This window comes from Nocardia sp. NPDC006982 (assembly GCF_042869435.1).
Taxonomy (GTDB): Bacteria; Actinomycetota; Actinomycetes; order Mycobacteriales; family Mycobacteriaceae; genus Nocardia.
Window position 1 is genome coordinate 637,379 of the sequence record NZ_JBIAFV010000004.1, and the last position, 24,583, is coordinate 661,961.

At 65.7% G+C, this 24,583-nt stretch carries 22 protein-coding genes and 1 pseudogene; 13 read left to right on the plus strand and 10 right to left on the minus strand.

Annotated elements, in window-relative coordinates; translation table 11 throughout:
* Nucleotides 1-6: 6 nt before the first annotated feature.
* The 4 genes from ACFYOW_RS19950 (at nucleotide 7) to ACFYOW_RS19965 (ending at nucleotide 5,803) form a co-directional block, all read left to right on the plus strand.
* A complete protein-coding gene (locus ACFYOW_RS19950) occupies nucleotides 7-1,686 on the plus strand; it encodes a class I adenylate-forming enzyme family protein (RefSeq protein ID WP_387289842.1) in 1,680 nt (559 codons plus the stop codon).
* 4 nt (nucleotides 1,687-1,690) lie between these two features.
* Nucleotides 1,691-3,433: an amidohydrolase family protein gene (locus tag ACFYOW_RS19955; RefSeq protein ID WP_387289843.1), complete on the plus strand. Its 1,743-nt coding sequence runs from the start codon at nucleotides 1,691-1,693 to the stop codon at nucleotides 3,431-3,433.
* Nucleotides 3,434-3,544: 111 nt separating this feature from the next.
* Entirely contained in the window at nucleotides 3,545-4,408 is an 864-nt protein-coding gene (locus ACFYOW_RS19960; RefSeq protein WP_387289846.1) for an alpha/beta fold hydrolase, read from the plus strand.
* A 75-nt stretch (nucleotides 4,409-4,483) separates the two neighbouring features.
* Nucleotides 4,484-5,803 carry a DoxX family membrane protein gene (locus ACFYOW_RS19965; protein WP_387289848.1) on the plus strand — a complete coding sequence of 440 codons (1,320 nt, stop codon included), beginning with the start codon at nucleotides 4,484-4,486 and terminating at the stop codon, nucleotides 5,801-5,803.
* A gap of 12 nt (nucleotides 5,804-5,815) precedes the next feature.
* Here ACFYOW_RS19965 and ACFYOW_RS19970 read toward each other — a convergent pair whose 3' ends face one another.
* Nucleotides 5,816-6,277, minus strand: coding sequence for an STAS domain-containing protein (locus ACFYOW_RS19970; protein ID WP_387289850.1), 462 nt, complete (start codon nucleotides 6,275-6,277; stop codon nucleotides 5,816-5,818).
* Nucleotides 6,278-6,421: 144 nt separating this feature from the next.
* On the opposite strand from ACFYOW_RS19970, the gene ACFYOW_RS19975 reads away from it, so the two are divergent.
* Genes ACFYOW_RS19975 through ACFYOW_RS19985 form a run of 3 tightly spaced genes read left to right on the plus strand, consistent with a single transcriptional unit; the run spans nucleotide 6,422 to nucleotide 9,377 of the window.
* Nucleotides 6,422-7,465, plus strand: coding sequence for an ABC transporter substrate-binding protein (locus ACFYOW_RS19975; protein WP_387289852.1), 1,044 nt, complete (start codon nucleotides 6,422-6,424; stop codon nucleotides 7,463-7,465).
* Complete coding sequence (locus ACFYOW_RS19980) at nucleotides 7,462-8,511, plus strand: FecCD family ABC transporter permease (protein ID WP_387289854.1); 1,050 nt, start codon at nucleotides 7,462-7,464, stop codon at nucleotides 8,509-8,511. The genes ACFYOW_RS19975 and ACFYOW_RS19980 overlap by 4 nt, the downstream gene beginning before the upstream one ends.
* Entirely contained in the window at nucleotides 8,508-9,377 is an 870-nt protein-coding gene (locus ACFYOW_RS19985; RefSeq protein WP_387289856.1) for an ABC transporter ATP-binding protein, read from the plus strand. Before ACFYOW_RS19980 ends, ACFYOW_RS19985 begins: the two co-directional genes overlap by 4 nt.
* 236 nt (nucleotides 9,378-9,613) lie before the next feature.
* On the opposite strand, the gene sigC is transcribed toward ACFYOW_RS19985, so the two are convergent.
* A complete protein-coding gene (sigC, locus tag ACFYOW_RS19990) occupies nucleotides 9,614-10,180 on the minus strand; it encodes an RNA polymerase sigma factor SigC (protein ID WP_387289858.1) in 567 nt (188 codons plus the stop codon).
* A 66-nt stretch (nucleotides 10,181-10,246) separates the two neighbouring features.
* Here sigC and ACFYOW_RS19995 point away from each other — a divergent pair, with 66 nt between their 5' ends.
* Together ACFYOW_RS19995 and ACFYOW_RS20000 are read left to right on the plus strand one after the other, a co-directional pair.
* Nucleotides 10,247-10,981, plus strand: a complete 735-nt coding sequence (locus ACFYOW_RS19995) for a DUF2275 domain-containing protein (RefSeq protein WP_387289860.1) — start codon at nucleotides 10,247-10,249, stop codon at nucleotides 10,979-10,981.
* Nucleotides 10,982-10,997: 16 nt separating this feature from the next.
* Entirely contained in the window at nucleotides 10,998-13,307 is a 2,310-nt protein-coding gene (locus ACFYOW_RS20000) for a heavy metal translocating P-type ATPase (RefSeq protein ID WP_387289863.1), read from the plus strand.
* A 1-nt stretch (nucleotide 13,308) separates the two neighbouring features.
* Here the strand turns inward: ACFYOW_RS20000 and ACFYOW_RS20005 are convergent, their stop codons facing one another.
* From ACFYOW_RS20005 to ACFYOW_RS20015, 3 genes are all read right to left on the minus strand, one after another.
* The gene (locus ACFYOW_RS20005; RefSeq protein WP_387289865.1) at nucleotides 13,309-15,264 is read right to left on the minus strand and encodes a cytochrome c oxidase assembly protein; all 1,956 of its coding nucleotides are present in this window, start codon (nucleotides 15,262-15,264) and stop codon (nucleotides 13,309-13,311) included.
* Between the two features lie 123 nt (nucleotides 15,265-15,387).
* Nucleotides 15,388-15,672, minus strand: coding sequence for a hypothetical protein (locus ACFYOW_RS20010; protein ID WP_387289867.1), 285 nt, complete (start codon nucleotides 15,670-15,672; stop codon nucleotides 15,388-15,390).
* A 124-nt stretch (nucleotides 15,673-15,796) separates the two neighbouring features.
* A complete protein-coding gene (locus tag ACFYOW_RS20015) occupies nucleotides 15,797-17,098 on the minus strand; it encodes a cytochrome P450 (RefSeq protein ID WP_387289869.1) in 1,302 nt (433 codons plus the stop codon).
* Between the two features lie 197 nt (nucleotides 17,099-17,295).
* Here ACFYOW_RS20015 and ctaD point away from each other — a divergent pair, with 197 nt between their 5' ends.
* Nucleotides 17,296-19,041, plus strand: coding sequence for a cytochrome c oxidase subunit I (gene ctaD, locus ACFYOW_RS20020; RefSeq protein ID WP_387289871.1), 1,746 nt, complete (start codon nucleotides 17,296-17,298; stop codon nucleotides 19,039-19,041).
* Nucleotides 19,042-19,047: 6 nt separating this feature from the next.
* Here ctaD and ACFYOW_RS20025 read toward each other — a convergent pair whose 3' ends face one another.
* On the minus strand, nucleotides 19,048-20,331 hold the full coding sequence (locus tag ACFYOW_RS20025; protein ID WP_387289872.1) for a glycosyltransferase 87 family protein: 1,284 nt from the start codon (nucleotides 20,329-20,331) through the stop codon (nucleotides 19,048-19,050).
* Nucleotides 20,332-20,423: 92 nt separating this feature from the next.
* Here ACFYOW_RS20025 and ACFYOW_RS20030 point away from each other — a divergent pair, with 92 nt between their 5' ends.
* Nucleotides 20,424-21,050 carry a TetR/AcrR family transcriptional regulator gene (locus ACFYOW_RS20030; protein ID WP_387289874.1) on the plus strand — a complete coding sequence of 209 codons (627 nt, stop codon included), beginning with the start codon at nucleotides 20,424-20,426 and terminating at the stop codon, nucleotides 21,048-21,050.
* 1 nt (nucleotide 21,051) lies between these two features.
* Here the strand turns inward: ACFYOW_RS20030 and ACFYOW_RS20035 are convergent, their stop codons facing one another.
* Nucleotides 21,052-22,200, minus strand: a complete 1,149-nt coding sequence (locus ACFYOW_RS20035) for an alpha-hydroxy-acid oxidizing protein (RefSeq protein WP_387289876.1) — start codon at nucleotides 22,198-22,200, stop codon at nucleotides 21,052-21,054.
* Nucleotides 22,201-22,458: 258 nt separating this feature from the next.
* Between ACFYOW_RS20035 and ACFYOW_RS20040 the strand changes: the two genes are divergently transcribed.
* Nucleotides 22,459-22,659 carry a hypothetical protein gene (locus ACFYOW_RS20040; protein ID WP_387290106.1) on the plus strand — a complete coding sequence of 67 codons (201 nt, stop codon included), beginning with the start codon at nucleotides 22,459-22,461 and terminating at the stop codon, nucleotides 22,657-22,659.
* Here ACFYOW_RS20040 and ACFYOW_RS20045 read toward each other — a convergent pair.
* Both ACFYOW_RS20045 and ACFYOW_RS20050 read right to left on the minus strand, forming a co-directional pair.
* On the minus strand, nucleotides 22,656-22,805 hold the full coding sequence (locus tag ACFYOW_RS20045; RefSeq protein ID WP_387290107.1) for a hypothetical protein: 150 nt from the start codon (nucleotides 22,803-22,805) through the stop codon (nucleotides 22,656-22,658). The genes ACFYOW_RS20040 and ACFYOW_RS20045 overlap by 4 nt on opposite strands.
* A 32-nt stretch (nucleotides 22,806-22,837) precedes the next feature.
* Nucleotides 22,838-23,323 (minus strand): annotated as a pseudogene (locus ACFYOW_RS20050) (methyltransferase); the annotation flags it as partial.
* A gap of 88 nt (nucleotides 23,324-23,411) precedes the next feature.
* Here ACFYOW_RS20050 and ACFYOW_RS20055 point away from each other — a divergent pair.
* Complete coding sequence (locus tag ACFYOW_RS20055) at nucleotides 23,412-24,119, plus strand: endonuclease/exonuclease/phosphatase family protein (protein ID WP_387289878.1); 708 nt, start codon at nucleotides 23,412-23,414, stop codon at nucleotides 24,117-24,119.
* On the opposite strand, the gene ACFYOW_RS20060 is transcribed toward ACFYOW_RS20055, so the two are convergent.
* Nucleotides 24,081-24,497: a hypothetical protein gene (locus ACFYOW_RS20060; protein ID WP_387289880.1), complete on the minus strand. Its 417-nt coding sequence runs from the start codon at nucleotides 24,495-24,497 to the stop codon at nucleotides 24,081-24,083. The two genes, ACFYOW_RS20055 and ACFYOW_RS20060, sit on opposite strands and share 39 nt — an antisense overlap.
* Nucleotides 24,498-24,583: the final 86 nt, after the last annotated feature.

Sequence of the window (24,583 nt, forward strand, 5' to 3'; positions counted from 1 at the left end):
CCTTCTATGACAAAGTCTTTCGATCCACAGGAATTGGCCGCGCAGGCCGTTGCCCGGCTAACAGGTCCAGGCGGACCATTCGAGATGGCGGTCGAAGATGTACTCGGCGCGCCGATTCCGGTGATCAAGGACCGGGTGCACTCGTTGCGCGAAGTGCTCGCGGCCTCGGTCGCCCTGGGTGATCGCGACTACCTGGTCACCGAGGATCGGCGGATGTCCTATGCCGGGCATGCGGTGGCCGTCGGCGCGCTGGCTCGTGCGCTGCGGGACCGGTACGGCGTCGAAAAAGGCGACCGGATCGGCATTCTCGCGGCCAACACTCCCGAATGGGTGGTGACGTTCTGGGCCGCACAGACACTCGGTGCGATCGCGGTCGGCTACAACGCCTGGTGGATGCCGCGCGAAATCGCCTACGGCCTCGAGCACACCAGCCCGAAGGTCCTGATCGTCGATGCGAAACGCGCGGCTCAGGTGGCGCAGCTGGACGTTCGGATCCCCGTGCTCACCATGGAGCACGACCTGCCCGCACTGATCGCCGAATTCGGCGACGGCGAGCTACCGCATACTCCGGTGGACGAGGACGATCCCGCGGTCATCCTCTACACCAGCGGCACCAGCGGCCGCCCCAAGGGCGCGGTGCATTCGCATCGAAACCTGGTGGCGGTCATCGACTATCACCGTTTCAACGACGCACTCGCCGCGGCCTTCCAGGGTGGTGTCGACGACGGCAGTCCGAAGGGCCGCCGCTTCCTGCTCACCTCCCCGCTGTTCCACATCGCCAGCCTGCACAATCTGGTGCTGCCGCGCATGGCGACCGGCGATACCGCCGTCATCTACCAGGGCGCCTTCGATGCCGAGCGGATACTGCGGCTGATCGAACGGGAACGGATCAGCAACTGGGGTGCGATGCCGACCATGGCGAGTCGCCTGCTCGAAGTGGATCTGTCGAAGTACGATCTGACCTCACTGGCCGCCTTCTCGCTCAACTCGGCGCCGTCCTCGGCCGCACTGCAACAGCAACTGCGCGAACAGCTTCCGGTTGCCAAGACCGCGTTGGTGACCAGCTACGGCATGACCGAATGCAGTACCGCGGCGACCATCGCCGCACCGGCCGAACTCGCCGCCTTCCCGGATACCGTCGGCCGCCCGGTGATCGGGGTCGACCTGCAGATCCGCGATGCGCTCGGCGAACCCGTCGGCGAGGGCGTCGAGGGTGAGATCTGGGTGCGCGGCCCCTATGTGATGCTCGGCTATTGGGCGGACGAGGCCGCGACCGCAGCCGCCATCACGTCCGAGCGCTGGTTGCGCACCGGCGATATCGGTGTCCTCGAGCAGGGCCGACTCCGATTGTCCGGCAGGCGTTCGGATCTCATCCTGCGCGGTGGCGAGAATGTCTACCCGACCGAGGTCGAGCAGTGCCTGGACGAACATCCCGCGGTGCGCGAATCAGCCGTCGTCGGGCTGCCCGACGACGATCTCGGCCAGGTGATCGCGGCACTGGTGGTCGTCGAGAATGCTTCCGCCACAACCGAACAGGAGCTGGCCGAATTCGCGAAGCAGCGCATCGCGTACTACAAGGTGCCCGCGAAGTGGCGGATCACCACAACGCCGCTGACCCGCAATGCGACCGGCAAGGTCGTGCGCGCCGGGATCGCCGAAACCCTGTCCGATCCCGGCGCGGAGTGAAGCCATGTACGACACGATCATCAAAGGCGGACGGTGGTTCGACGGCACCGGCTCGCCGTCGGCCGTCCGCCATCTCGGGATCCGGGAAGGTTCTATAGCCGCGGTTTCGGCCGAACCGCTCGACGAGGCCGACTGCCCGCACGTCATCGATGCCGCCGGGAAGTGGGTGATTCCCGGTATGATCGATATCCACACCCACTACGACGTCGAGGTGCTGCAGAGCCCGGCGCTGGCCGAATCCATTCGACACGGCATCACCACCGTGCTGCTCGGGTCGTGCTCGTTGTCGACGGTGCACGTCGATGCGTCGGACGCCGGTGATCTATTCGGCCGGGTGGAGGCCATTCCGCGCAAACACGTCATCGAGGCGATTGCCGAAACCAAGTCCTGGACTTCGGCACACGAATATGTCGAGGCGCTGGAGGCGCTCCCGCTCGGACCGAATCTGGCCGCCTTCATCGGACATTCCGATATCCGGGCCGCCGAGATGGGACTGGATCGCGCCACCCGCAAGGAGATTCGGCCGGCCGATGCCGAATTGGCCGCCATGGCCGCGAAACTCGACGAGGCATTGGACGCGGGCTTTGTCGGCATGTCCTCCCAGCAGTTGCTCTTCGACAAGCTCGACGGTGAGATCTGCCGATCACGCACCCTGCCCTCGACCTATGCGACCACCCGAGAACGTCGCAGGCTCAATGCGATCCTGCGCCGTCGCGGCCGCGCACTACAGGGCGGTCCGGATGTGGCCCGGCCGCAGAGTCTGGTCGCGATGGCGGCGAGCAGCCTCGGCATCTTCCGCAAACCACTCAAGGTCAGCCTGCTGTCCGCCGCCGATATCAAGGCCATTCCCACTGTCGCCCAGATCTTTCCGTTGATTGCGCGGGTGCTCAATCGACTCGGCGGCGACTTCCGCTGGCAGCATCTGCCGGTGCCGTTCGAGGTCTACTCCGACGGTATCGATCTGCCGGTCTTCGAGGAATTCGGTTCGGGCGCGGCGGCACTGCACCTGTCCAACCAGCTGGAGCAGCGCCGGGACCTACTGCGCGACGAAGGTTATCGACGCCGATTCCGCAAGGATTACGACAAGAAGTTCGGGCCGCGGGTGTGGCATCGCGATTTCTTCGACGCCGAAATCGTGGAGTGTCCGGAGGCATCGGTGATCGGCAAGACCTTCGGTCAGGTCGGACAGGATCGCGGTGGCCTGCATCCGGTGGACGCATTCCTGGACCTGGTTGTCGAATACGGTGGCAAAGTGCGTTGGCGCACAACCATTTCCAATCATCGGCCGCAGGTGCTGGACAAATTCGCCGCCGATCCCGGTGTGCAGCTCGGCTTCTCGGATGCGGGCGCGCATCTGCGCAATATGGCCTTCTACAACTTCGGGCTACGGTTCCTGCGCAGGGTGTACGACGCCGAGCGCGCCGGTCGGCCGTTCCTGTCCCTCGAACGTGCGGTGCATCGCATCACCGGTGAACTCGCCGATTGGTACGGCATCGACGCGGGGCATCTGCGTCCCGGTGACCGCGCCGATCTGGTCGTCATCGATCCCGCACATCTGGACGAGACCGTCGAGGCCTACGCCGAAGCACCGATCGCTGTATTCGACAACCTGTCGCGCATGGTCAACCGCAATGACGCGACGGTGGTCGCGGTGCTCGTCGGCGGGGAGTACGTCTTCGGCGGGGGCGTGGCGGATCCGGTCCTCGGTGTCCGCCGCACGGGTCGCTTCCTCCGGGCGGGTGCCTGACCTGGCCGTACCGACCGCCCACTGGGCAATTCGCTTCGCTGCCGGATCCGCGCTACCTTAAGCGTTACTGACGAACACAAGTGTTCGCCTATCCACTCGCAAGGAGGCGCCGTGGCGATCTTCACGCATCGCGGTCGGGATGTCGTCTATGACCGCGTCGGCAGCGGCGCACCGGTCATCCTGCTGCACAATGCGGGCGCCCAGCGCCACATCTGGGACGATCAGGTCGGCGAATTGCGGCACGAGCACGAGGTATTCGCGCTGGATCTGCCCGGTTACGGCGAATCCGACCAACCCGCGGACGGCTATCGCCTGGCCGATTACGTGCGCATGCTCGAGGCCTTCCTGGCCGAACAGGAACTCACCGATGTCGTGCTGATCGGCAATTGTCTGGGAGCCGCCACCTCACTGCGCTACGCGATGACGCATCCGGACAACGTGCGCGCTCTTGTGCTATGCAACCCCCTGACCTGGAACACCATGCGCGCCGGACGCCAGTCCGGACTCGCCTGGGTCGATGCCAGACTCCCGCTGGCGCCGGTGGCCCGCAGGGTGGCGCTGCCGGATGCGGTCATCTCCCGGATCGTCGCCGACCAGCTCGGCGCGAACGGGCGGCGGCGCGATCTGCACCACTCGCCGCGTCTTATGGCGCACTGGGGCGACAAGGGCCGGTTGCAGGCGCTGCACGGCCTGGTGCAGGACTTCCCGACCTATGCCGACCTCGATGTTTTCACCCCGGGCCCGGGATTCCCGCCGATCTGCACCATCTGGGGCGAGCAGAACCGCATCCTGTCGGCCCGGGCCGGCGCCCGACTCGACGACACACTGCATCCGCACACCCGAATTCAGCTCACGGAATGCGGCCACCTGCCTATGGTGGAGGATCCAGAGACCGTAACGAACATCATCACCACCTTTCTGTCCAGTCCGGAGGTACGGCCGTTCGGCGCGACAGAACACCCGGTCAAACCTTGATTCGGGTGTTGATCTTGTTGTTTGACGGCGCCGAACGCGGTTACCCGAACCTCAGCCATCGAGGAAAGGGACGTCATGTTGCTACGCCGATTTGCCCGACCACTGCTGGCGACCGCGTTCGTCGCCGATGGGGTCGACGCGCTGGTCCACCCCGAGCCGCGCACCCAAGCGGCATCGGCCCTGGTCCAGCAGGGACAGCAGTCGCTGCCCGACAATATCGCCGCGAAATTGCCAGCGGATCCCGGGACGTTCGTGCGGATCAATGCGCTCACCCAGGTCTCGGCCGGTGTGCTGCTCGCCCTCGGTAAGTTTCCGCGCCTGGCCTCGCTCACGCTGGCCGCGACGGTGATTCCCGCGACGGTCACCGAACAGGATTTCTGGGCGGAAAAGGATCCGGAACGCAAGGCGGCCAAGCGCAAGGCCTTCGTCAAGGATGTGAGTCTGCTCGGCGGTCTGATGATCGCCAGCGCGGATACCGAGGGCAAGCCGTCGCTCGGCTGGCGTGGCCGACGTGCCGCGAGCAATGCCACGGCGGCGGTTTCGGCCGCATTGCCGTTCACCGCAACGGATTCGGACACCGGCGACGCATTGCGCCGCCGTGCGCACGATGCCGCCGTGCGGGCCCGCGAACTCGGCGATGTCGCGCAGGAGCGGGGCTCCGATCTCGCGGAGACGGTCAAGGAGCACGGTCCGGAGTGGGCCGAGCTGGCCAAGGAACGCGGTGCGAAGTGGGCCGAGAAGGCGGCGGAACTCGCGGAGCTCGCCAAGGAACGCGGACCGGAAATCGCTGCGGCGGCGCGGGACCGCAGTGTGCACCTCGCGGAGCTCGCCAAGGAACGCGGCCCGGAACTCACTTCGACGGCACGCGAACGCGGCGCCGAACTCTCGGGCAAAGCACAGAAACGTAGCGCGCGGTGGGCCGAGAAGGCCCAGCACCGCGGCATCGAGCTCACCGAGCTCGCCAAGGAACGCGGGCCCGGAATCGCCGCGACGGCACGGGAACGCGGCGCGCACCTCGCCGAAATGGCCCAGCACCGCGGCACCGAGATCGCGGAAATAGCCCAGCACCGCGGTGCCGAGATCGCCGAAATGGCCCAGCACCGCGGTGCCGAGATCGCCGAAATGGCCCAGCACCGCGCCGCCGAGATCGCCGAACTCGCCAAGGAACGCGGGCCGGAACTCGCCTCGACCGCACGCGTACGTGGTACCGAAATCTCGGAAAAGGCGCAGAAGCGCGGCGCACGGTTGGCCAAAAAGGCGGAGCGGCGTGCGAAGAAGGCACAGCCGCGGGTCGACCGGGCCCTGCGCCGTCTCGACAAGGCAGAGGAACGGGCGGCGCTGGCGCAGGAACGGATCGCGAACGCGCGTGCCCGCGTAGAGGCGCGGTTCCGCTGAATCACGCGGACCCTACATCGGGGCGGCACATCCCGGTGTAGGGTCCGCGAGCGCCGCAGCCAAGGAGCCGACGCGGCGGAAGTTCGTGGCGAGTCCGGTGAGCTCGATGGCCCGATCGACACAGCGCACCGTGGTGATCAAAACCATTCGGCGGTCGGCCTTTTCGGCCGCCGCCTGAGCCTCGATCAGGGTCGCCAGTCCGGCGGCGGCGAAGAAGGTGACCGGCGACAGGTCGACGACCATGATCGAGCCCCGAGAACCGAAGGCGCGCAATAGTTTGTCCCGTAGTCGCGGCGCGGTCCACAGATCGACCTCGCCCGTGACGACCACCAGCGTGACATCGCCACGCGGGTGGCTCACCGTGAATTCGATGATCCGAGCTCCGGGCACGGTCGAAATATCGACGCGCTCACCGTGTTCCGTTTTGTCACGGTCAGCGGGTCTACCTGCCGGATAAGCGAAATGGGTCGACATGCGCTGGCTCCTGCGGTCCGGTCGGACCTGTCAAACAAGTCAAGCAGGGTCGGCCGGGTCTGTACAGGGATCCTGCGCGTCACACGGTAACGGATGCGAAAAATTTCCGGGAACCAAGGCGCGGCACCGTACGACTAAGTATTCATGCAGCACAAAGCACTGCTGGCCATGGCCGTTGGCACCATCGCTGTCACCGGATGTTCGACCACAGTCACCGAATCCGCGACCACCGCACCTGCCGCCGCGACCGAGGGCGTCACGAAATATCCCGTCACCGTGGAGAACTGCGGTGAGAGCTATACCTTCACCGAGGCACCGAAGCGGGTCGTGGTGATGAACGGCGGCTCCATCGGCGAGGTTTCGTCGCTGGTCGCTCTCGGTGTCGCGGACCGCGTCGTCACCAATGCCCAGTCCTACGGCTCATCCGATGTGTCCGGCCGCGCCGATGCCATCGCCGCCCTGCCGACCGGCGATATCGCCCCGAACAACCTGCAGGACATCCCCCGCGAGGCCATGCTCGCCCAGCATCCCGATCTCGTCATCTCCACCGGAGGCGGCGGCTTCTCTGCCGATCAGGGTTTCGCCACCCGCGCCGAGCTGTCCAGTGCAGGTGCCAATACCTATGTGCCCCGGTCTAATTGCGGTGTGACCGGCGCGGTCACCGGCACGCCGACCGTCGAGGACAGCTACGCCATGCTGCGCGATTTCGGCACGATTTTCGATGTACCTGGTCGCGCCGCGAAGCTCATCGATGACACCAAGCGCAAGATCGCCGAGACATCCGTGCGGGTGGCCGGACAGCCCAAGAAGAATGTGCTGCTCATCTTCCCGGGGATGGGTATGGGCGACGGAGGCGACTTTTCGGCCATTGCCGCGGGCGGCATCTGGAACGACATTATCGAACAGGCCGGTGCGGTGAATCCGTTCAATCGGACGGATGGAACTACTTTCGTGACGATCAGCAAGGAACAGCTCGCCGTCACCCCGATCGACGGTCTCATCGTGGTCGACTACCGCAATCCCGATATCGATGGCGCGGCCAAGCGGATCCTCGAGCAGTTCCCGCAGTGGACCGCGAGCAAGAACACCAACTACACGGTGCTGTCGGATTCGATCTACCTCGGACCGAGCAACGACATCGCGGTGGACAAGATCGCCAGACTGGTACACCCCGAACAGTTCTCATGACGAGCACGCTTCGACAGCGGCGGCTACTGGCGATGACACCCCTGCCTTCAGCGATTGCCGTCTCGGTGGCAATCCTGTTCGTGGTCATGCTGGTATCCATCGGTGCGGGATCGGTCACGGTCTCGATCGCCGATACCTGCCGGGTCATCCTCGCCCACTTATCCGGTAAGTCACCGGATGTCGGGTTCACCGTTGACCAGATCGTCTGGAACTATCGTCTTCCCCGGGTCATCCTCGCCGCACTCTGCGGCTGCGGCCTGGCGATTTCCGGCGTGATTCTGCAAGCGCTGGTCAACAATCCGCTTGCCGACCCGTATGTGCTCGGTTTGTCCTCCGGCGCCTCGCTCGGCGCGGTGACCGTGATCGTCACCGCAGGTGCGGCACTCGGCGGCATCGGCGTTTCGGCCGCCGCGTTCACCGGCGCAATCGGCACCGCCGCAGTGGTTTTCGCGCTCGGACAGCGGCGCGGCAGCCTGGCTCCGACCCGTCTGGTTCTCGCGGGTGTCGCCGTGGGATACCTACTGCTGGCGGCGACGAACTACCTCCAGCTGCGGGCCACCCCGAACGAGCTGCGCGCGGTGATGTTCTGGACCATGGGCAGTGTCTCCGGCGCGAGCTGGTCGCGACTGGGACCGGTGACGCTGGTGGTCCTCGCGGTCGTCGCCGTTGTGCTGGCCTTCGGTCGACGCCTCGATGTGCTCGGCACCGGCGATGAACAGGCGACCGCGCTCGGCGTCGATGTCCGCACCACCCGGATCATTTTGCTGGTCCTGGCCTCGCTGCTCACCGGCGTGCTGATCGCGGTCGCGGGCGGAATCAGCTTCGTAGGCTTGATGATTCCGCATCTGATACGTCTGGTCTTCGGCATGGACCACCGTCGGGTACTCCCCCTTGCCGCTCTGTTCGGCGCGGCATATCTGGTCCTGGTCGACCTGCTGTCACGAACCATCGACGCCCCCAACGAACTCCCGCTCGGCATCTTCACCGCCGCCTTCGGCGCGCCGTTCTTCCTCTGGTTACTCCGGCGCGAGGGAGGTCTCGCATGACCGGGCACCCCGTCCATAAATCGGGTGGGCACCCAGTGGAGACACCGGGTGCCCGGATCGCCGAGTTGTCGGTGGTGGGGGTGACGATCGCATTCGGGGGCGCGCGGGTGCTGGATGGGGTGACGTTGCAGGCGCCGCCGGGGGCGTTGGTCGGGGTGGTGGGGCCGAACGGGAGCGGTAAGACGACCCTGTTGCGCACCATCTATCGCTCGCTGCGGCCCGAGCAGGGCATGGTGCTGATCGACGGCGCCGATATCAGTACGATATCGGTGCGCGCGGCGGCACGCACCACGGCCGCGGTGCTCCAGAATGGTTCGGGCGCAGCGGAATTGACGGTCGCGGAGCTGATCGGCCTCGGTCGTAATCCGCATCATGCACTGTTCAGCCGGGATACCGCCGCCGATCATGCGGCGGTCGCGGATGCCATGGCCCGCACCGATGTCACCGGCTACGCCGAACGCTCGATCGGCTCGCTATCGGGTGGCGAGCGTCAGCGAGTGCTGCTGGCCAGAGCGCTAGCACAGCAACCACGCCTGCTCGTCCTCGACGAACTGACCAACCATCTCGATGTACGCGCCCGATTCGAACTGCTCGACCTGGTCCGCTCGACCGGCATCACGACGCTGGCCGTGCTGCACGAATTGGATCTGGCCGTGCGCTGCTGCGATCAGCTGGTCGTGCTCGATCACGGCACGGTCGCCGCGGCGGGTACGGTACTCGAGGTCATGACCCCCGAGCTGCTGCGGAATGTCTTCGGCGTCAATGCCACTGCCGAGCTCCATGATGACGGAGTTGTCCGATTGCATTACGCCGCACAGCCTTTGGCCGCCCGCCAAACAGCCACTCCCCGTGCGGATTCATATTGACCGGAAACCCGAAGTCAACCGTTCCCATTTACCGGCAATCCGATTGCGTTACGCCACAGAGCCTTTGGTCGCACAGCACACAGCCGCGCCCTGGTGGAGATTCGTAGCCAGCGGAAGCCGGAAGTCAGCCGTTCGCGCGGCCGCCTACCGACGACCGACTGCATCACGCCGCACAGTCTTCAGCCGCCCGCGAAACAGCCAGTCCTCGCTGAGGATTCGCACCCAGCGGAAGCCCGTCAACCGCTCGCGCGGCGCTTACTGCCGAAGCGCGTTGCGGCGACGAGGTCTTCGCGGGCACGTGCTACTCGGGACCGCACCGTGCCCACCGGACACCCGCACACCGCCGCTGCCTCGGCGTAGGACAACCCGAGCACCTGCGTCAGCACCAATGCCTCGCGCCGCTCCACGGACAAGTCCTCTAGCAATAGCTTCAGCTCGACAATGTCGGCGAGCCCATCGTGCCGACCCACCTGACGGTCGGCCGCCGCTACCCAATCGACACCCTGCGCGATACGCGGCCGGGCCACGGCCATCCGCACCTGATCGACGACGACGCGACGCGCAATGGACAGCAACCAGGTTCGAGCGCTGGAGCGACCCTCGAAGCGCTTGATGCTGCCCAGCGCACGCAGATAGGTCTCCTGCGTCAGATCATCGGCACGCGACAGCTCGGTGAGATGGGCCAGCAACCGCCAGACATCCTTCTGGGTGGCTCGGATAAAAGCTTCCAGGGCTCGTCGATCCCCACGCGCCGCCGCTAGTGCCAGCTGAGTCGTCTCGTCATCCTCGGCGGGCGTTGGCATGGGCTCGAGAATAACCCGTGCGCAACCCCTGGGAACTTTGTGGTTCTGACAGACGACAATCTGGATGTGGAGTGCAAGGTATGCCGGACCGCGCTGTCGGCCCGGATCGATGGCGAACGCGAAACCGTGCCCGCGGCGCGCGTCGACGAACACCTGGAACAGTGCGCGCAGTGCTGTTCCTGGTACGCGGCCGCCGTGGAAACCTCGCGCCTGCTGCGCGGCGGTTCGGCGTACGCACCCGACCTCACCGACGCCATATTCGCCGCCGCAGACCTGCAACGCCCGCGCAGATCGAGGTGGTGGACATCACTTTTCGGGGCCGGCTGGACCAGGCTGCTGCTCGGCCTCCTCGGCGTCGCGCAGTGCGCGCTGGCAATCGGTCAGTTCGCCGGATTCGACTTCGGTATGACCCATCACCACGGCGCCGAAATGACTCGGCACCTGATGAACGAGTCGACGGCATGGAGCCTGGCGATCGGCATCGGATTCGTCTACTGCGCTCTGCGGCCGTACGCCACCTCCGGTGTGCTCCCGGTGCTCGGCGTACTGGTGACAGCGCTCACCGGCTTTGTCATCGGTGATCTGTATTCCGGTGTCGTGCCGATCTCCCGGGTGCTCTCGCACGGCATTCTGGTCGCCGCGCTGGTGCTGGTCGTGGTGGTGCATCGCACCCGTCGACCGGAAACCGCACCGCCGGCCCGGACCAGCAATCCCGCGCCCACCGAACTCGCCCTGCCGCCCGGCGCGCGATTCGGCCGCCGCACCGGCCATCTCCGCTCGACCCAAGATCCTGCCGCCTGAGACCGAACGGAATTGAATGAACACAGCATTGCGCAGCGATTCGATGAGGGGTGGCGGTCGGGCGACGGGTGGGCCTGATCTCGCCACCCGCCCGGAGGCTGCGGCCACCCGCATTTCGCTCGCAGTATCCGGAATGACCTGTGCGGCCTGCGCGAACCGAGTGGAACGCAAGCTCAACAAGGTCGACGGCGTACTCGCTTCGGTGAACTACGCGACCGGTGTCGCCACCGTCGATGCGGCCGAGGACATTTCGGCCGATCAGCTCTGCGCCGAGGTGGTCGCGGCCGGCTATGGCGCAGAGCCGATCACCGGTAGCACCGGACCCGTATCCTCCGCCCCCGAGGAGGCGGCGGTCCGGGATCTGTTCCGCCGCTTGGCCGTCGCGCTATTGCTGTTCTTCCCCCTCGCCGATCTGTCGGTGATGTTCGCGATGGTCCCGGCCACCAGGATCACCGGCTGGCAGATCATCCTGACCGTGCTGGCGCTGCCCGTCGTGGTGTGGGCAGCAGCCCCATTCCATCGCAAGGCATTGGCGGGCGCGAGTAATTTCACCGCGAGCATGGACACGCTGGTGTCGGTCGGCGTGACGACGGCGACGCTGTGGTCGCTGGACACCATGTTCCTGCACGCGGACCGGGCCGACGTCCCGGACGGCGTGTGGGACGCGTTCTGGTCCGGCGATTCGATCTACCTCGAAGCCGCCGCGGGCGTCACCACATTCGTGCTCGCCGGACGGTATTTCGAGGCGAAGGCCAAGCGTTCGGCGGGCAGTGCGCTGCGGGCACTCGCTGCGCTCGGCGCTCGCGAGGTCACGGTGCTGACCCGCGACAATCGCGAAATGCGCGTCCCCATAGGCGAACTCGTCGAGGGACAGCGGTTCGTGGTTCGCCCCGGTGAGACCATCGCCACCGACGGTCTCGTGGTTTCCGGCGAGTCGAGCGTGGATGCCGGTGCCATGACCGGCGAATCCATTCCGGTCGAGGTGACCGAGGGGATGGCGGTGATCGGCGGCACCACCGCACTCACCGGTCGGCTGATCGTGGAGGCGGCCGCGGTGGGTGCGGATACGAAGCTCTCCGGCATGATCCGATTGGTCGAGCAGGCGCAGACCGGGAAGGCGCGCATGCAACGCGTGGCCGACCGGGTCTCCTCGGTCTTCGTGCCGTGCGTCTTCGCCGTGGCCGCAGGCACTTTCGCAACCTGGTGGCTGCTCGGTTCCGGTGTGGACCTGGCCGCCTCGGCCGCCCTTGCGGTGCTGGTGGTCGCGTGTCCGTGTGCGCTGGGGCTGGCGATTCCGACCGCGCTGATGGTGGCCTCCGGGCGCGGTGCGCAACTGGGCATTTTCATCAAGGGACATCAGGCGCTCGAGGCCACTCGCGACGTGGACACGGTGGTGCTGGACAAGACAGGCACTGTTACCAATGGCGTGATGAGCGTCGTCGGGATGACCGTGACGGATTCGGTGACCGAGGACGAGGTATTGCGATTGGCGGGGGCGGTAGAGGCGGCCTCTGAACACGCCGTGGCCGCGGCCGTCACCCAGCACGCGAATGCGGTGCTCGACGAAGTGCCGGAGGTCGAATCCTTCACAGCGCTACCGGGTTTGGGTGCGTACGGTCTGGTGGCGGGTCGCGAGGTGATGGTCGGCCGCCTGCGTCTGCTGAACGATCGCGGTATCGATGTGCCGCAGACACTGAGTCGTGCTGTGCGCCAAGAGGAACGCGCGGGACGCACCGTGGTGCTCGTGGTGATCGACGGTGCGGCGCACGCCGTGATCGCGGTCGCCGATACCGTGAAGGACACAGCCACAGATGCCATCGCCCGGCTGCACGCGCTCGGTCTGCGCGTCATGATGTTCACCGGTGACAATGCCTACGCCGCCCAGTCGGTCGCGGATGAGATCGGCATCGATGAGGTTGTCGCCGAACTGCTTCCGGAGGGCAAGGTCGAACTGATCGCCCGCATGCAGGAGCAGGGCCGCCGGATCGTGATGGTCGGCGACGGCATCAATGACGGCGCCGCGCTGGCCACCGCCGACCTCGGCATGGCCATCGGGGCGGGTACCGATGTCGCGATCGCGGCCGCCGATGTCATCCTGGTCCGCGACGATCTCGCGGCCGTTGCCGATGCCATCGAACTCGCACACGTCACCCTGCGCACCATCAAGGGAAATCTGGTGTGGGCCTTCGGCTATAACGTGGTCGCCATCCCCGTTGCCGTACTCGGCCTGCTGAATCCGCTGATCGCCGGTGCCGCCATGGCGTTCTCGTCGTTCTTCGTGGTCTCGAACAGCCTGCGGCTGCGGCGGGTTCGGTTCGCGCGCTGAATCAGCGACGCGACTGCGCCAACTTCTCCAACATGGCGTTGTAGGCGGCGAGTTCGGAATCTCCGTACTCGTCGTCCTTGCGATCGGTGCGCACCGCGGTGCGGCGATCCTGGGCCACCCACTGCGTCAGCAGCGCACCGACCACGAGCAGGATCGGGATTTCCCCGGAAACCCAGGCAATGCCGCCGCCGACCCGCTGATCGGCCATCAGGTCCATATGCCAGGGCAATTGGAGTTGCTCGTAGAAGCGCTCGCCGATGACGGTGTTCATCGACATCACCGCGACGCCGAAGAAGGCGTGAAAAGGCATGATGGCGAACAACATACCGAGCCGGCCTAGATGCGGCAGGCGGCGCGGACCCGGGTCGATGCCGATAATGGCCCAGTAGAACAGATAGCCGATGATCAGGAAGTGCACGTTCATCAAGACGTGCCCCCAGTGGTAGCGGATCAGGTTCTGGAACAGCGGCGTGAAATACAGGCCGTAGAGCGACAGCACGAAGGCCGTGATCGCGGTGCCGGGGTGGGCCAGGATCGCGGTCGGGCGGGAATGCAGAATCCACAGAACCCATTCGCGCACACCGGGAACCGCGTCCCTGGGTGCGGCGGGGACGGTGCGCAAAAGCAACGTCACCGGTGCACCGAGCACCAGCAGTACCGGTACGAACATATTGAGCGCCATATGCGTGATCATGTGCATGCTGAACATGGCATAGCCGTAGGTACCGATGCCCGACGATGTCGAAATCAGCAGGGCCGCACAGCCACTCGTCCACGACAGCGTGCGCCGTGGCGACCAGGTGTCCCCGCGTCGCCGCAGTCGCAGCACTCCGGTGGTGTACAGCGCGATACCGGCGAGAGCGGCGGTACCGAGGACGATATCGAAGCGCCACATGGTCATCAGCCGCCAGAGGTCCGCCTGCCCCGGCAGATCGAAACCGAGGAACACCTCCGGCGCGGTGAACGAGCGATCGGCGAAAGCCGGAGCCGGTTGGACGGCCATCGACACCAGTGCGGCCGTCGCCACCACGGACAGCGCGCCGGTTCCTGAGATCACGGCGCTCGAAACATGTTCGGCGGTAAGCCTTCTCAGCATGATCGCGATGGCGACCGCCGATACGACGACCACCAGGGCGAGTCGACCGTAGTCGGTACTGAACAGCGCCGACCACGGCAACAGGATGGCTCCGAGCACCAACCCGCTGAGCGTCGCCGCGCCCAGACACAACGACCCGATGAGCACGCATCGCCGGACCGCGGTCGCTACCTGGCAACCGTTGCGCCGCACCTGTGCCGCCACGCACCATGCCAGCCCCGGCGGCACCGAGACCGCCAATTGGAAGATGATCATCGCGCCGGTGCCGAAGTCGTGATTCGGCCCCTCCCCCGCATTGCCGACCATTGCGGGCGGCAGCACCGCGATCAGCGCCAGCACGGTCGGCACCACCAGTCCGGTCCACGCCAACGTCAGCCGTGTCACCAGCGCGACGACACCGGCCAGCACCGCGACCACGATCCAGGCCTTCGGCTTCTCGCTCGCATCGATCAGCGCGCCGACCGCACCCCGCTCCAGCGCGGCACTCATCGACAGCCCACCCGCATTCGCCGCACTCACCGGAATCAGGACCAGCGCCGAGACGAGCCACCCGAGACTCGCCCGCTCCGCCACCCGCACCCCGGCATACCCGTCCACGTCGACCCGGCCACGCGTGGTGACAACGGTGCAGCAGAGTGCGCAGATCAACGCGCCGAGTGTGAGCGCGCCCGCCAGCGCGGCCACCAGCCGCAGCACGACATAGAGCACGACATCCAGGAACCCGGGATAGGCGATACCCGCCGACCGGTAGGGCATATCGCCGGCCGCGAGCACCGAGAGCAGCACGAGCGCACCGGCGACGAGCACCGCGATCAGCCAGATGAGGTGGTCGGGCGAGCGCTTGACCTGCACGTATTCCACCAATCCTCGGTACCGATCGGGCAATGGAGGTGTCGGCCCTCGCACACAGGTCGGCCGCAGCCCGATGCTGGTTCCCGGGACGCGGGTGATGCGACGCAGCTCACATCGCGGATCCGGCAGGTGTCACAGCCGGACGGCGACGGGGTACATGGCACCGAAGGTGTCCGAGAGCGCACCGCAACCGGCGCATTGGAATCGCACGCCCATGGCGAAGAAACCGTGGATGCGGAAATAGCAGGTGTCGCACATGAGGTCGACGCCGCTGCGCCGGCAGCATGGACGTTTGCGGATATGCCATTCGGCGCGATGTCGGCAGGGCACGTCGTCGAAGCGGAAGGTGCAGCCGGGCAGTGCGTCCAGCAACTCGATGACACCTTCGAAAAACGTTGGGGCCGTTGCGGTATCCATCGGCAATGCCCTCCCTGCGGCTCGATCCGAATGCGGTGACCAGGTGCGTCCCCACACTCCGAATAATCGTTAGCCAAGCATTAGCCGTTACTCGTGATATGCGGCATACCAACGTTTGCGACGTTCACAGCGACACCGGATCTTGTGTGCGGGCGGAGCCGAGCGCAACCGGAATGTGCTGGTAGCCACGCAGATTCGCCAAACCACGATGCGGTGCGTCACCCACGATTCGCAGATCCGGGAACCGCTCGTACAAAGTCCGCAGGGCGATCGCGCCCTCCATCCGGGCCAGACTGGCGCCGAGGCAGGCGTGCACACCGCTGCTGAACGACAGGTGGTCCTTGGCATTCGGGCGGTCGATATCGAAGGTGTTCGGGTCCGCGAATACCGCCGGATCCCGATTGGCGGAGCCGAGCAGCAGCGAGACCATCTCCCCTTCGGCAATCCGCACACCGGCGATCTCGGTGTCGCACAGGGCTGTTCGACTGGTCATCTGCACCGGAGAGTCGAAGCGCAGCATCTCCTCGATCGCATTGGGCCAGCGTTCCGGATCGGCACGCAGCAGTTCGAGCTGGTCCGGATGCTGGTGCAGCAGCATCGCCCCATTGCCGATCAGATTGACGGTCGTCTCGAAACCGGCGCCCGCGACAAGCGTTGCGGTGGCCATGAGTTCGGGCGCGCTGAGCTGACCGCCGGTGGCGAGATCACTCAGAATGTTGTCACCCGGAGCACTGCGCAGCCGCTCGATATGCCCGACCAGGAAGTCCTGACTGCGCCGCAGTGCGGCCACCGCATTACCGAACACCGGCCACGAAACCCCGATATCGAGCAGCGGTGCGCCCGCATGCCCGACCTCGAGCATGAAGTCACGTTTCTCGGCGGGTACGCCCAGGATTTCGGTGATGATCGCGATCGGCAGCCGGACGGCGAAATCTCCGATCAGGTCCGCCCGATCACGTCCGGCCAGACCGTCGAGCAGTTCGTCGGTCACCTCGACGATCCGGTCGTGCAGCCGGTCGACCGCACGCGGGGTGAAGGCCTGCGCGACGGTTTTGCGGTATCTGGTGTGCTCCGGCGGGTCGACCACCAGCATGGACGGCGGTTCGACCGGACTGGCCAGTTTCAGATCGCTGGCCCGCATCAGCGCGCGCATCGGTCGCGGCAGCTGCAGGCTCTCCGGCGGTGTCGCACCGAAATTCTTGTCGCGCAGGATATTCCGGCAGATCTCGTGATCGGCGCTGGCCCAGGTGAACGGGGTGCGCACAACGCGCCCTTGCTCGCGGATCCGGTCGCCGTAGGGATATGGATTCTCCCTCGCCCGCGGGTCCGAGAGCAGCACGCCCAGCGGATCACCGCGACGTGCCTGCAGCCGAAGAAACAGTCCCGGCGTGCCGTGCAGCATCGCCCATCGCATCAAGCTCTTCATTGCGCTCCAACGTCCCCGATTGACGTAATCCAAGCTACGGCGCGCGTGACCGGCGCACATCCCACCGTGGTCGCAGCCGGACTCATACCGTGGCAGCAGACACTACGGCGGCAATGGGGAAAACCGCGCACGTCGGAGATAGAAAAGGCGCATAATCCGGACAAGGCTGCTCGGCGATCGGAAGGTGGCGACGGCCCGTGAGTACCACTACTCAACTCGAGGTAGTTCGGCCCTATCCACAGCGGGTCGGACCGAAGGGCTCCTATTTCTGGAAAATGATCACGACCACCGATCCGAAGGTGCTCGGGGTCATGTATCTGACCACCGCGATGACCTACTTCTTCATCGGTGGTCTCATCGCGCTGCTGATGCGCGGCGAGCTGGCCCGCCCAGGTATGCAGTTCCTGTCGACCGAGCAGTTCAACCAGCTGTTCACCATGCACGGCACGATCATGCTGCTGTTCTATGCGACCCCGATCCTGTTCGGCTTCGCCAACTGCGTGCTGCCGCTGCAGATAGGTGCGCCGGACGTGGCGTTCCCCCGACTCAATGCCCTCAGTTACTGGCTGTACCTGTTCGGCGCGACCATCGCCACGGCGGGCTTCGTCACGCCCGGCGGCGCCGCCGACTTCGGCTGGACCGGTTACACCCCGCTGAGCACCATCGAGCACGCACCGACAGCGGGCGCGGATCTGTGGATCATGGGCTTGGCGGTCTCCGGTGTCGGCACCATCCTCGGCGGCGTCAATATGATCACCACGGTGATCTGCCTGCGGGCCCCCGGCATGACCATGTTCCGTATGCCGATATTCACCTGGAATATCCTGGTCACCAGCATCCTGATCCTGCTCGCCTTCCCGATTCTGACCGCGGCGCTGATGGCGCTGGCCTTCGACCGTCACCTGGGCGGGCACATCTACGACACGGCCACCGGCGGAGTCCTGTTGTGGCAGCACCTGTTCTGGTTCTTCGGACATCCCGAGGTGTATATCGTCGCGCTGCCATTCTTCGGGATCGTCACCGAGATCTTCCCGGTATTCAGCCGCAAGCCGCTATTCGGTTACACGACGCTGGTGTATGCGACGCTGTCCATCGGTGCGCTGTCGGTGGCGGTATGGGCGCATCATATGTTCGCCACCGGAGCCGTGCTGCTTCCGTTCTTCTCGTTCATGACGTTCCTGATCGCGGTGCCGACGGGTGTGAAGTTCTTCAACTGGATCGGCACCATGTGGCGCGGCCAGCTGACCTTCGAGACGCCGATGCTGTTTTCCCTGGGCTTCCTGGTGACGTTCCTCTTCGGTGGCCTGTCCGGGGTCATCCTGGCCAGCCCGCCGCTCGACTTCCACGTCACCGATAGCTATTTCGTGGTCGCACACTTCCACTACGTGCTCTTCGGCACCATCGTCTTCGCGACGTTCGCGGGCATCTATTTCTGGTTCCCCAAGATGACCGGCCGCATGCTGGACGAGCGCCTCGGCAAGTGGCACTTCTGGACCACGCTCGTCGGCTTCCACACCACCTTCCTGGTGCAGCACTGGCTGGGCGCCGAAGGCATGCCGCGCCGCTACGCCGACTACCTGCCCGGCGACGGATTCACCGCGCTCAATACGATTTCCACCATCGGCGCCTTCATCCTCGGTGCGTCGATGCTGCCGTTCATCTGGAACGTGTTCAAGAGCTACCGCTACGGCGAAGTGGTCACCGTGGACGATCCGTGGGGTTACGGCAACTCGCTCGAGTGGGCCACCACCTGCCCGCCACCGCGGCACAACTTCTACGAACTGCCCCGAATCCGTTCCGAGCGTCCCGCCTTCGAACTGCACTACCCGCACATGGTCGACCGCATGCGCAGCGAATTGCATGTCGGCTGGGGCTCGGGCGCCAAACACGCCGCGGCGGTCGCGGAACAGGACAGGGCGGAGGCTCCCGCGTCGGAGTCCTGACGCTGGTTACCGCGCCACGGCGGGTAGCGTGTCACGTGCCGAACGTCGCAGCTGAACGGCCGCGGCGGCGAATAATGCGAGCGTCAGCCAGATGTATCCGTTGTGGACGAATGTCGCGAGATGGCTTCCCACGGGATAGTCGTAAATGCTGCTCATCGTCGGGTCGAAGAAGGCGATCACACCACCCGATGCGACCGCCACTGCGATGAGCAGGCCGATCGACGCGACCACACCGCGCCTGCGCAAGGCGAGATCAGCCAGATAGACCAGCAGCGGTGCGAGCCAGACCCAGTGATGGACCCAGCTGTACGGGGACACAGCGGTGGTGGTGAGCCCGACCAGTACCACCGCGGGCAGTTCGTATCCGGTCAGCGACAGCCGGCGTGCCAGGTACAGACAGGCCGCCGCGATGGTGAAAGCGCTTGCCAGCCAGAGCAATTGGTGCACCCCCTCGACGCCGATGGTCCGCGCGAGCAGGCCGCGCAGCGATTCGTTGCGTGGATTCTCCGGTATACCGACGCGCTTGGGGTCGGCGAATGCGCCGCTCCAGAAGGTCAGCGAATCCTTGGTCATGGCCGCGAGACCGATAAGAACGGTCGCCACGAACGCACCGACGGCTATCGCGGCGGCCCGATACCTGCGAGTGACCAGCAGATAGACCACGAAGAAGGCGGGGGTGAGTTTGATGCCCGCCGCAATCCCGGTCAGCACACCCTTCCAGCGCGAGGTATCCGGCAGCGCCATATCGGCGATGACCAGCAACAGCAGGAAGATATTGATCTGGCCGAAGGCCATGGTCTCGCGCACCGGCTCGCACCACATCAGCAGTCCGGCGATCGGCACGCCGAGCAGCACCAGCCGCAGGTCGCGCCGATAGCCGAGCATCGACAGCGCCGCCCACACCGACGCCGTCAACATGGCGAAGTTGCCGAACGCACCGACATAGGTGAAGACGTCACCGTGCAGATTGACCAGCGGCACGAACAGCAGCGCGGCGAACGGTGTGTAGACGAACTCCCATACGCCGCGGGTGTGGCCCAGCAGCGGCGTGTCGTAGATGGAGGCGCCGTCGACCACCCGGTGCCCGGCGATCTGGTAGACGCTCAGATCCATCAGATGCATCATCACCTGCATCGTTTCGCGCACCTGGTGGATGTAGTACACACCGGCGACCGTTCCCAGGACCGAGATCACCCAGAAGGCGGTGGTGGGGATGGTGCGGCGTTCGGGCTCGGTCGGTGCCGCGGTCGGCGCCGCCGCATTCTCGATCGTCGATACAGACACGCTCATCTCCCAGCGATCGGGGTCCGGACTCGCCGACCCACGGTAGTGGCACTCCGCGTGCGGCGCACACCGCTCGGCAAGACCGGTACTGTCCTCGGATGACTGCTGGCGGCTCATCGCGGATGTACGACGGACGGCCCGTCGCCGACCGCCGTGCGCAGCGGCGAGAGCAGTTTCTGGCAGCCGGGGTGGCGGTATTCGGAGAGAGCGGGTACCAGAACAGTTCGATTACTGCGCTGTGCCGGGCGGCTGGACTGGCGCGCAGCCAGTTCTATGAGCTTTTCGAGAACCGCGAGGATCTGTTGATCGCGGTCTACGACCGGATCCAGACCGAGGCCAGGCAGGCCGTCACCGCCGCGACGGCGGCGGCATCGGGTGATGCGGTCGGTCTGGCGCAGGCGGCGGTGCGGGCCTATGCGGAGTCGATCGGGCGTGACCCGCGCGTGGCCCGGATCGCGCATGTGGAGGTCGTCGGGGTCGGTGAGCGGGTGGAGCAGCGCAGGATGGAGCAGCGGGCGCTGTGGACGGACTTCTTCGAGGACCAGATGCGGCGGGCGCTCGGACCCGAATTCGTGCCGCCCGGTGGGTTCCACACCGCCGTGACCGGATTCGTCGGCGCACTGCTCGCGCTGGTACACCAGTGGAGCACCGGTGACGAGCAGACCGACCTCGCCGGGATCACCGAGGTACTGACCCGATTCCTGATCAGCCTGATGACACCGTGATTCAGCGCCTCGGCCGGATATTCTCGCGCACCGCCGCGATATCCGGATAGCCGTTGACCGCCATGAGCAGATCGGCCTCCGCCAGGATCATCCGCAGCACGTGCACCAGACCCGAAACCCCGCCCAACGCAAGGCCGTACACGTACGGGCGGCCGATGCCGACCATCGTCGCCCCCAGGCCGAGCGCCTTGATCACATCGCTGCCCGAGCGCACACCGGAATCGAACAGCACGGGCACCCGATCGGCGACGGCTTCGACCACCCCGGGCAGCGTCTCCAGCGAGCTGAGACCGCCATTGGCTTGGCGCCCACCGTGATTCGAGCAGAAGATGCCGTCCACGCCCGCATCGATCGCGCGACGCGCGTCTTCGGGATGGGAGATGCCCTTGAGGACGATCGGCAGTTCGGTCAGCGATCGAAGCCACTCGAGATCGTCCCAGGTGAGCGAATTTCCGAAGGTCTGCACCCAGTGCAGCACGATGGACTGCGGATCGTCCGAGCCGACCATCTTCTGGAAGACGGGATCGGAGGTGTAGTTCTTCAGCACGTGCCCGCGCAGCTGGGGGAAGTTCCCGATCGACAGATCACGCGGCCGCCAGCCCGGAACCCAACTGTCCAAGGTGACCGTGATGCCGCGATATCCGGCCGCCTCGGCCCGGCTCACCAGACTCGCGGCCAGGTCGCGATTCTTCGGCGTGTACAGCTGGAAGAAGCTCGGTGTCGCACCCGCGTGGCCGATGACGTCCTCCAGCGGGTCCTCCATAAGCGTCGAGAAGACCGCGGGCACACCGGATTTCGCTGCCGCCTCGGCGACCGCGATATCACCGTGCTTATCGCCGACCAAGCCGATCACGCCGACCGGGGACATGAAGATCGGGCTGGAAAAGGTGAGTCCCCAAGCTTCCACCGACAGGTCACGCTCCGTCGCACCGACGAGCATCCGCGGCACCACACCCCAGTCCTCGAAGGCCTCGACATTGCGCCGCTGGGTCAGCTCGTCACCGGCTCCGCCCGCGATATAGGAGTACAGCGTTGCGGGCAGTGCGGCCGAGGCCTTCGCCTCGAGCGTCGCGAAGTCCATCGGGAACTCTGGGGCATGACCGCCGAGGGCCGCGAAGTAGATCTCGTTCTGATAGTCCGCGAACGCCACTGTTCTGCCCTTCGGTAGGGGTCGATCGGAGTGGTAGCCTCCGCTTGCCGGAATATTAGACGCTAATGTCCATGATCAACCGCGAAACGTTCGACCACGGCACAGCGAAGGGGCCTGTGCGATGTGTGTCACAGTGCCGGGGTGTTCGAACCGCATGAACTGCGCACCGAGGTCCGATGGCCGTACCTGCTGTAGCGCGAGTAACCGCTGGAGCGACGGGTAATCCGGACGCAGCTGACAGATTGTGAGAACCGCGCCGTGAATCTCGACTACCTCGATAGACCTGGTGACCACGACCTTCTGGTGGCCGGTCAGATCAAGAGCCTGCCACTGCGCCGCCTGGTACATCTGGCGCTCGGACTATCCACCGAGTCCATGGACCTGCTCACGGCGCTCACCGACCGATTACGAACCGCGGAGGGCGCGCTGGCCGACCCGGCGACCAGCGGCGAGTTCTAGACCGGTACCACCTCGATAATCGAATGCGGCCCGGCCGTGGTGACCACCCGGCGCAGCTGAAAGCCGCCGCGGGCGAGCAGGTCGCCGTATTCGGCCGCGGTGCTTTCCCGGCGCAGATGGACAGCATGACGTCGAGGTCGAGCCACAGGCTGAAGTGCGCGCGGTTGCGCGGTGGGACGACGCATTCGATCAGCAGCAGCCTGCCGTTCGGGACGATCGCGGCCCGGACCGAATGCAGGATGCACAGGGCGGGCTCGTCGGGCCAGTCGTGGATGATGTGCTCGAGCACGTAGGCATCCGCACCCGATGGCGCGGATTCGAAGAACGAGCCGTTCTCGATCGCATGGACGAGTTGGCCGCGCGATGCCCAGACCGCGGGGTGGCCGAGCATCATCAGCACCGGGCGCACGGTTGTCGGTGAATCGCGCAGGGCTTCGGCCATGGGAGGGAGCGCGAAGCGGCGATAGGGCCGTTCACATGCCAGCCGGGACCGGCGGCGGCCTCGAGTACAGCCACTCACTTCCGGATCGCGTCGAGAGCAGGAGATCCTGGTGAGCGTGTATGTGGTTGCGGTGTGGATTCGGCGATCACAGCGATCCCCCGGATGGGCGCGAATGTGACGGTGGCGTGGTGAGTTCGGCCCAGAAGTCCCGGCGGATCGCATCCCGCAGCTCTATCCGGTCACCGATGTGGACGAGGCCGTCCGGCTCGCCAAGACGGTCACCACCAGATGAGCATTAGCATCGTGAACTGTGATCACAGTGGCCAGTTGGAATGTCCTGCACCGCGTGCACGATGAGAATTGGGGCTCCGATATGGCGACCCGCTGGCCCGATGAGGCGGCGCGCATTGCCGCGGTGACCGCCTGGATCGCCCAACGACCCGAACAGGTCATCGCGCTACAGGAGGTCAGCGGCGACCAACTGGCGAGTCTGCGATCGGCCCTGTCCGACAAGGACATTCATGCCTTGCGCTATCCGCGCGTCCCGCGACCACGCAACGGAACCACCCCGCTGCAAGATCCCACCGAACATCTCGTCCTGGTCCTCGACGAACCGGGCCGAGAAATCGCGGCCGAATCCTTCGAAAACGATCCCGGCAATGGCGCACTGGCGGTCGAAACGGCGGGCGCGGTCATCGTGGCAACACACGTGACCGGTGATCCGCGCCGCGCCCGCCAGCTGGCCCGATTGGCCGAACTCGCCGCACCGGACCGCGCTACAGTGCTACTCGGCGACTTCAATATCGACCGCACTGCCGTGGCAGCCGCACTCGGCCCCGACTTCACCGTCGCCGACCTGCCACCTGCCTCCGCACCGACCCGTCCGCGCACCTCAGGCACCAAATCACAGTTCATCGACCATGTGATCGTGCGCGGCACGCACGTCCAGGACGCGTCGGTAGTGTCGGTCGACGGCCTCTCAGACCACAATTTCGTCCGCGCCACCATCATCGGATAGCGAGCTGTCGCCCCCGGCGCGCCACAGCCAGCGCCAGCGCGGCAACTCCGCGATTACCGCCAGCACCGCCAGCACACCGACGAGAACCGCGAGCCACACCGGCCAGGCCACCCAGGCGGCAGTGACCGCCGCAACCAGTTGCAGCACCACCAGCGCTATGGTGCCCCACCCCGGTACGGCGACGAGAACCTGCTTCTTGTCACCCGGTGTGGCGAACACAGTGGGCAGCCCGATCAGTACAACCACCGAAAGCACGGCCAGCACAATCGAATGCCCGGCCAGCGCCCATGGCGTCGCGACCCAGGCGATGAGCTCGGTCGCAAAACGGAGTACCGAGGCAATCCGGCCCTGACCTTTGAGATTCGGCGATTCAGACACGGGTGCCAGCGTGCCATGCGATGAGTTCCGATGCTCGGCGAAGCCCCGGGCCGAAGGGGATGGTCCGGGGCTTCACTGGAGATTAT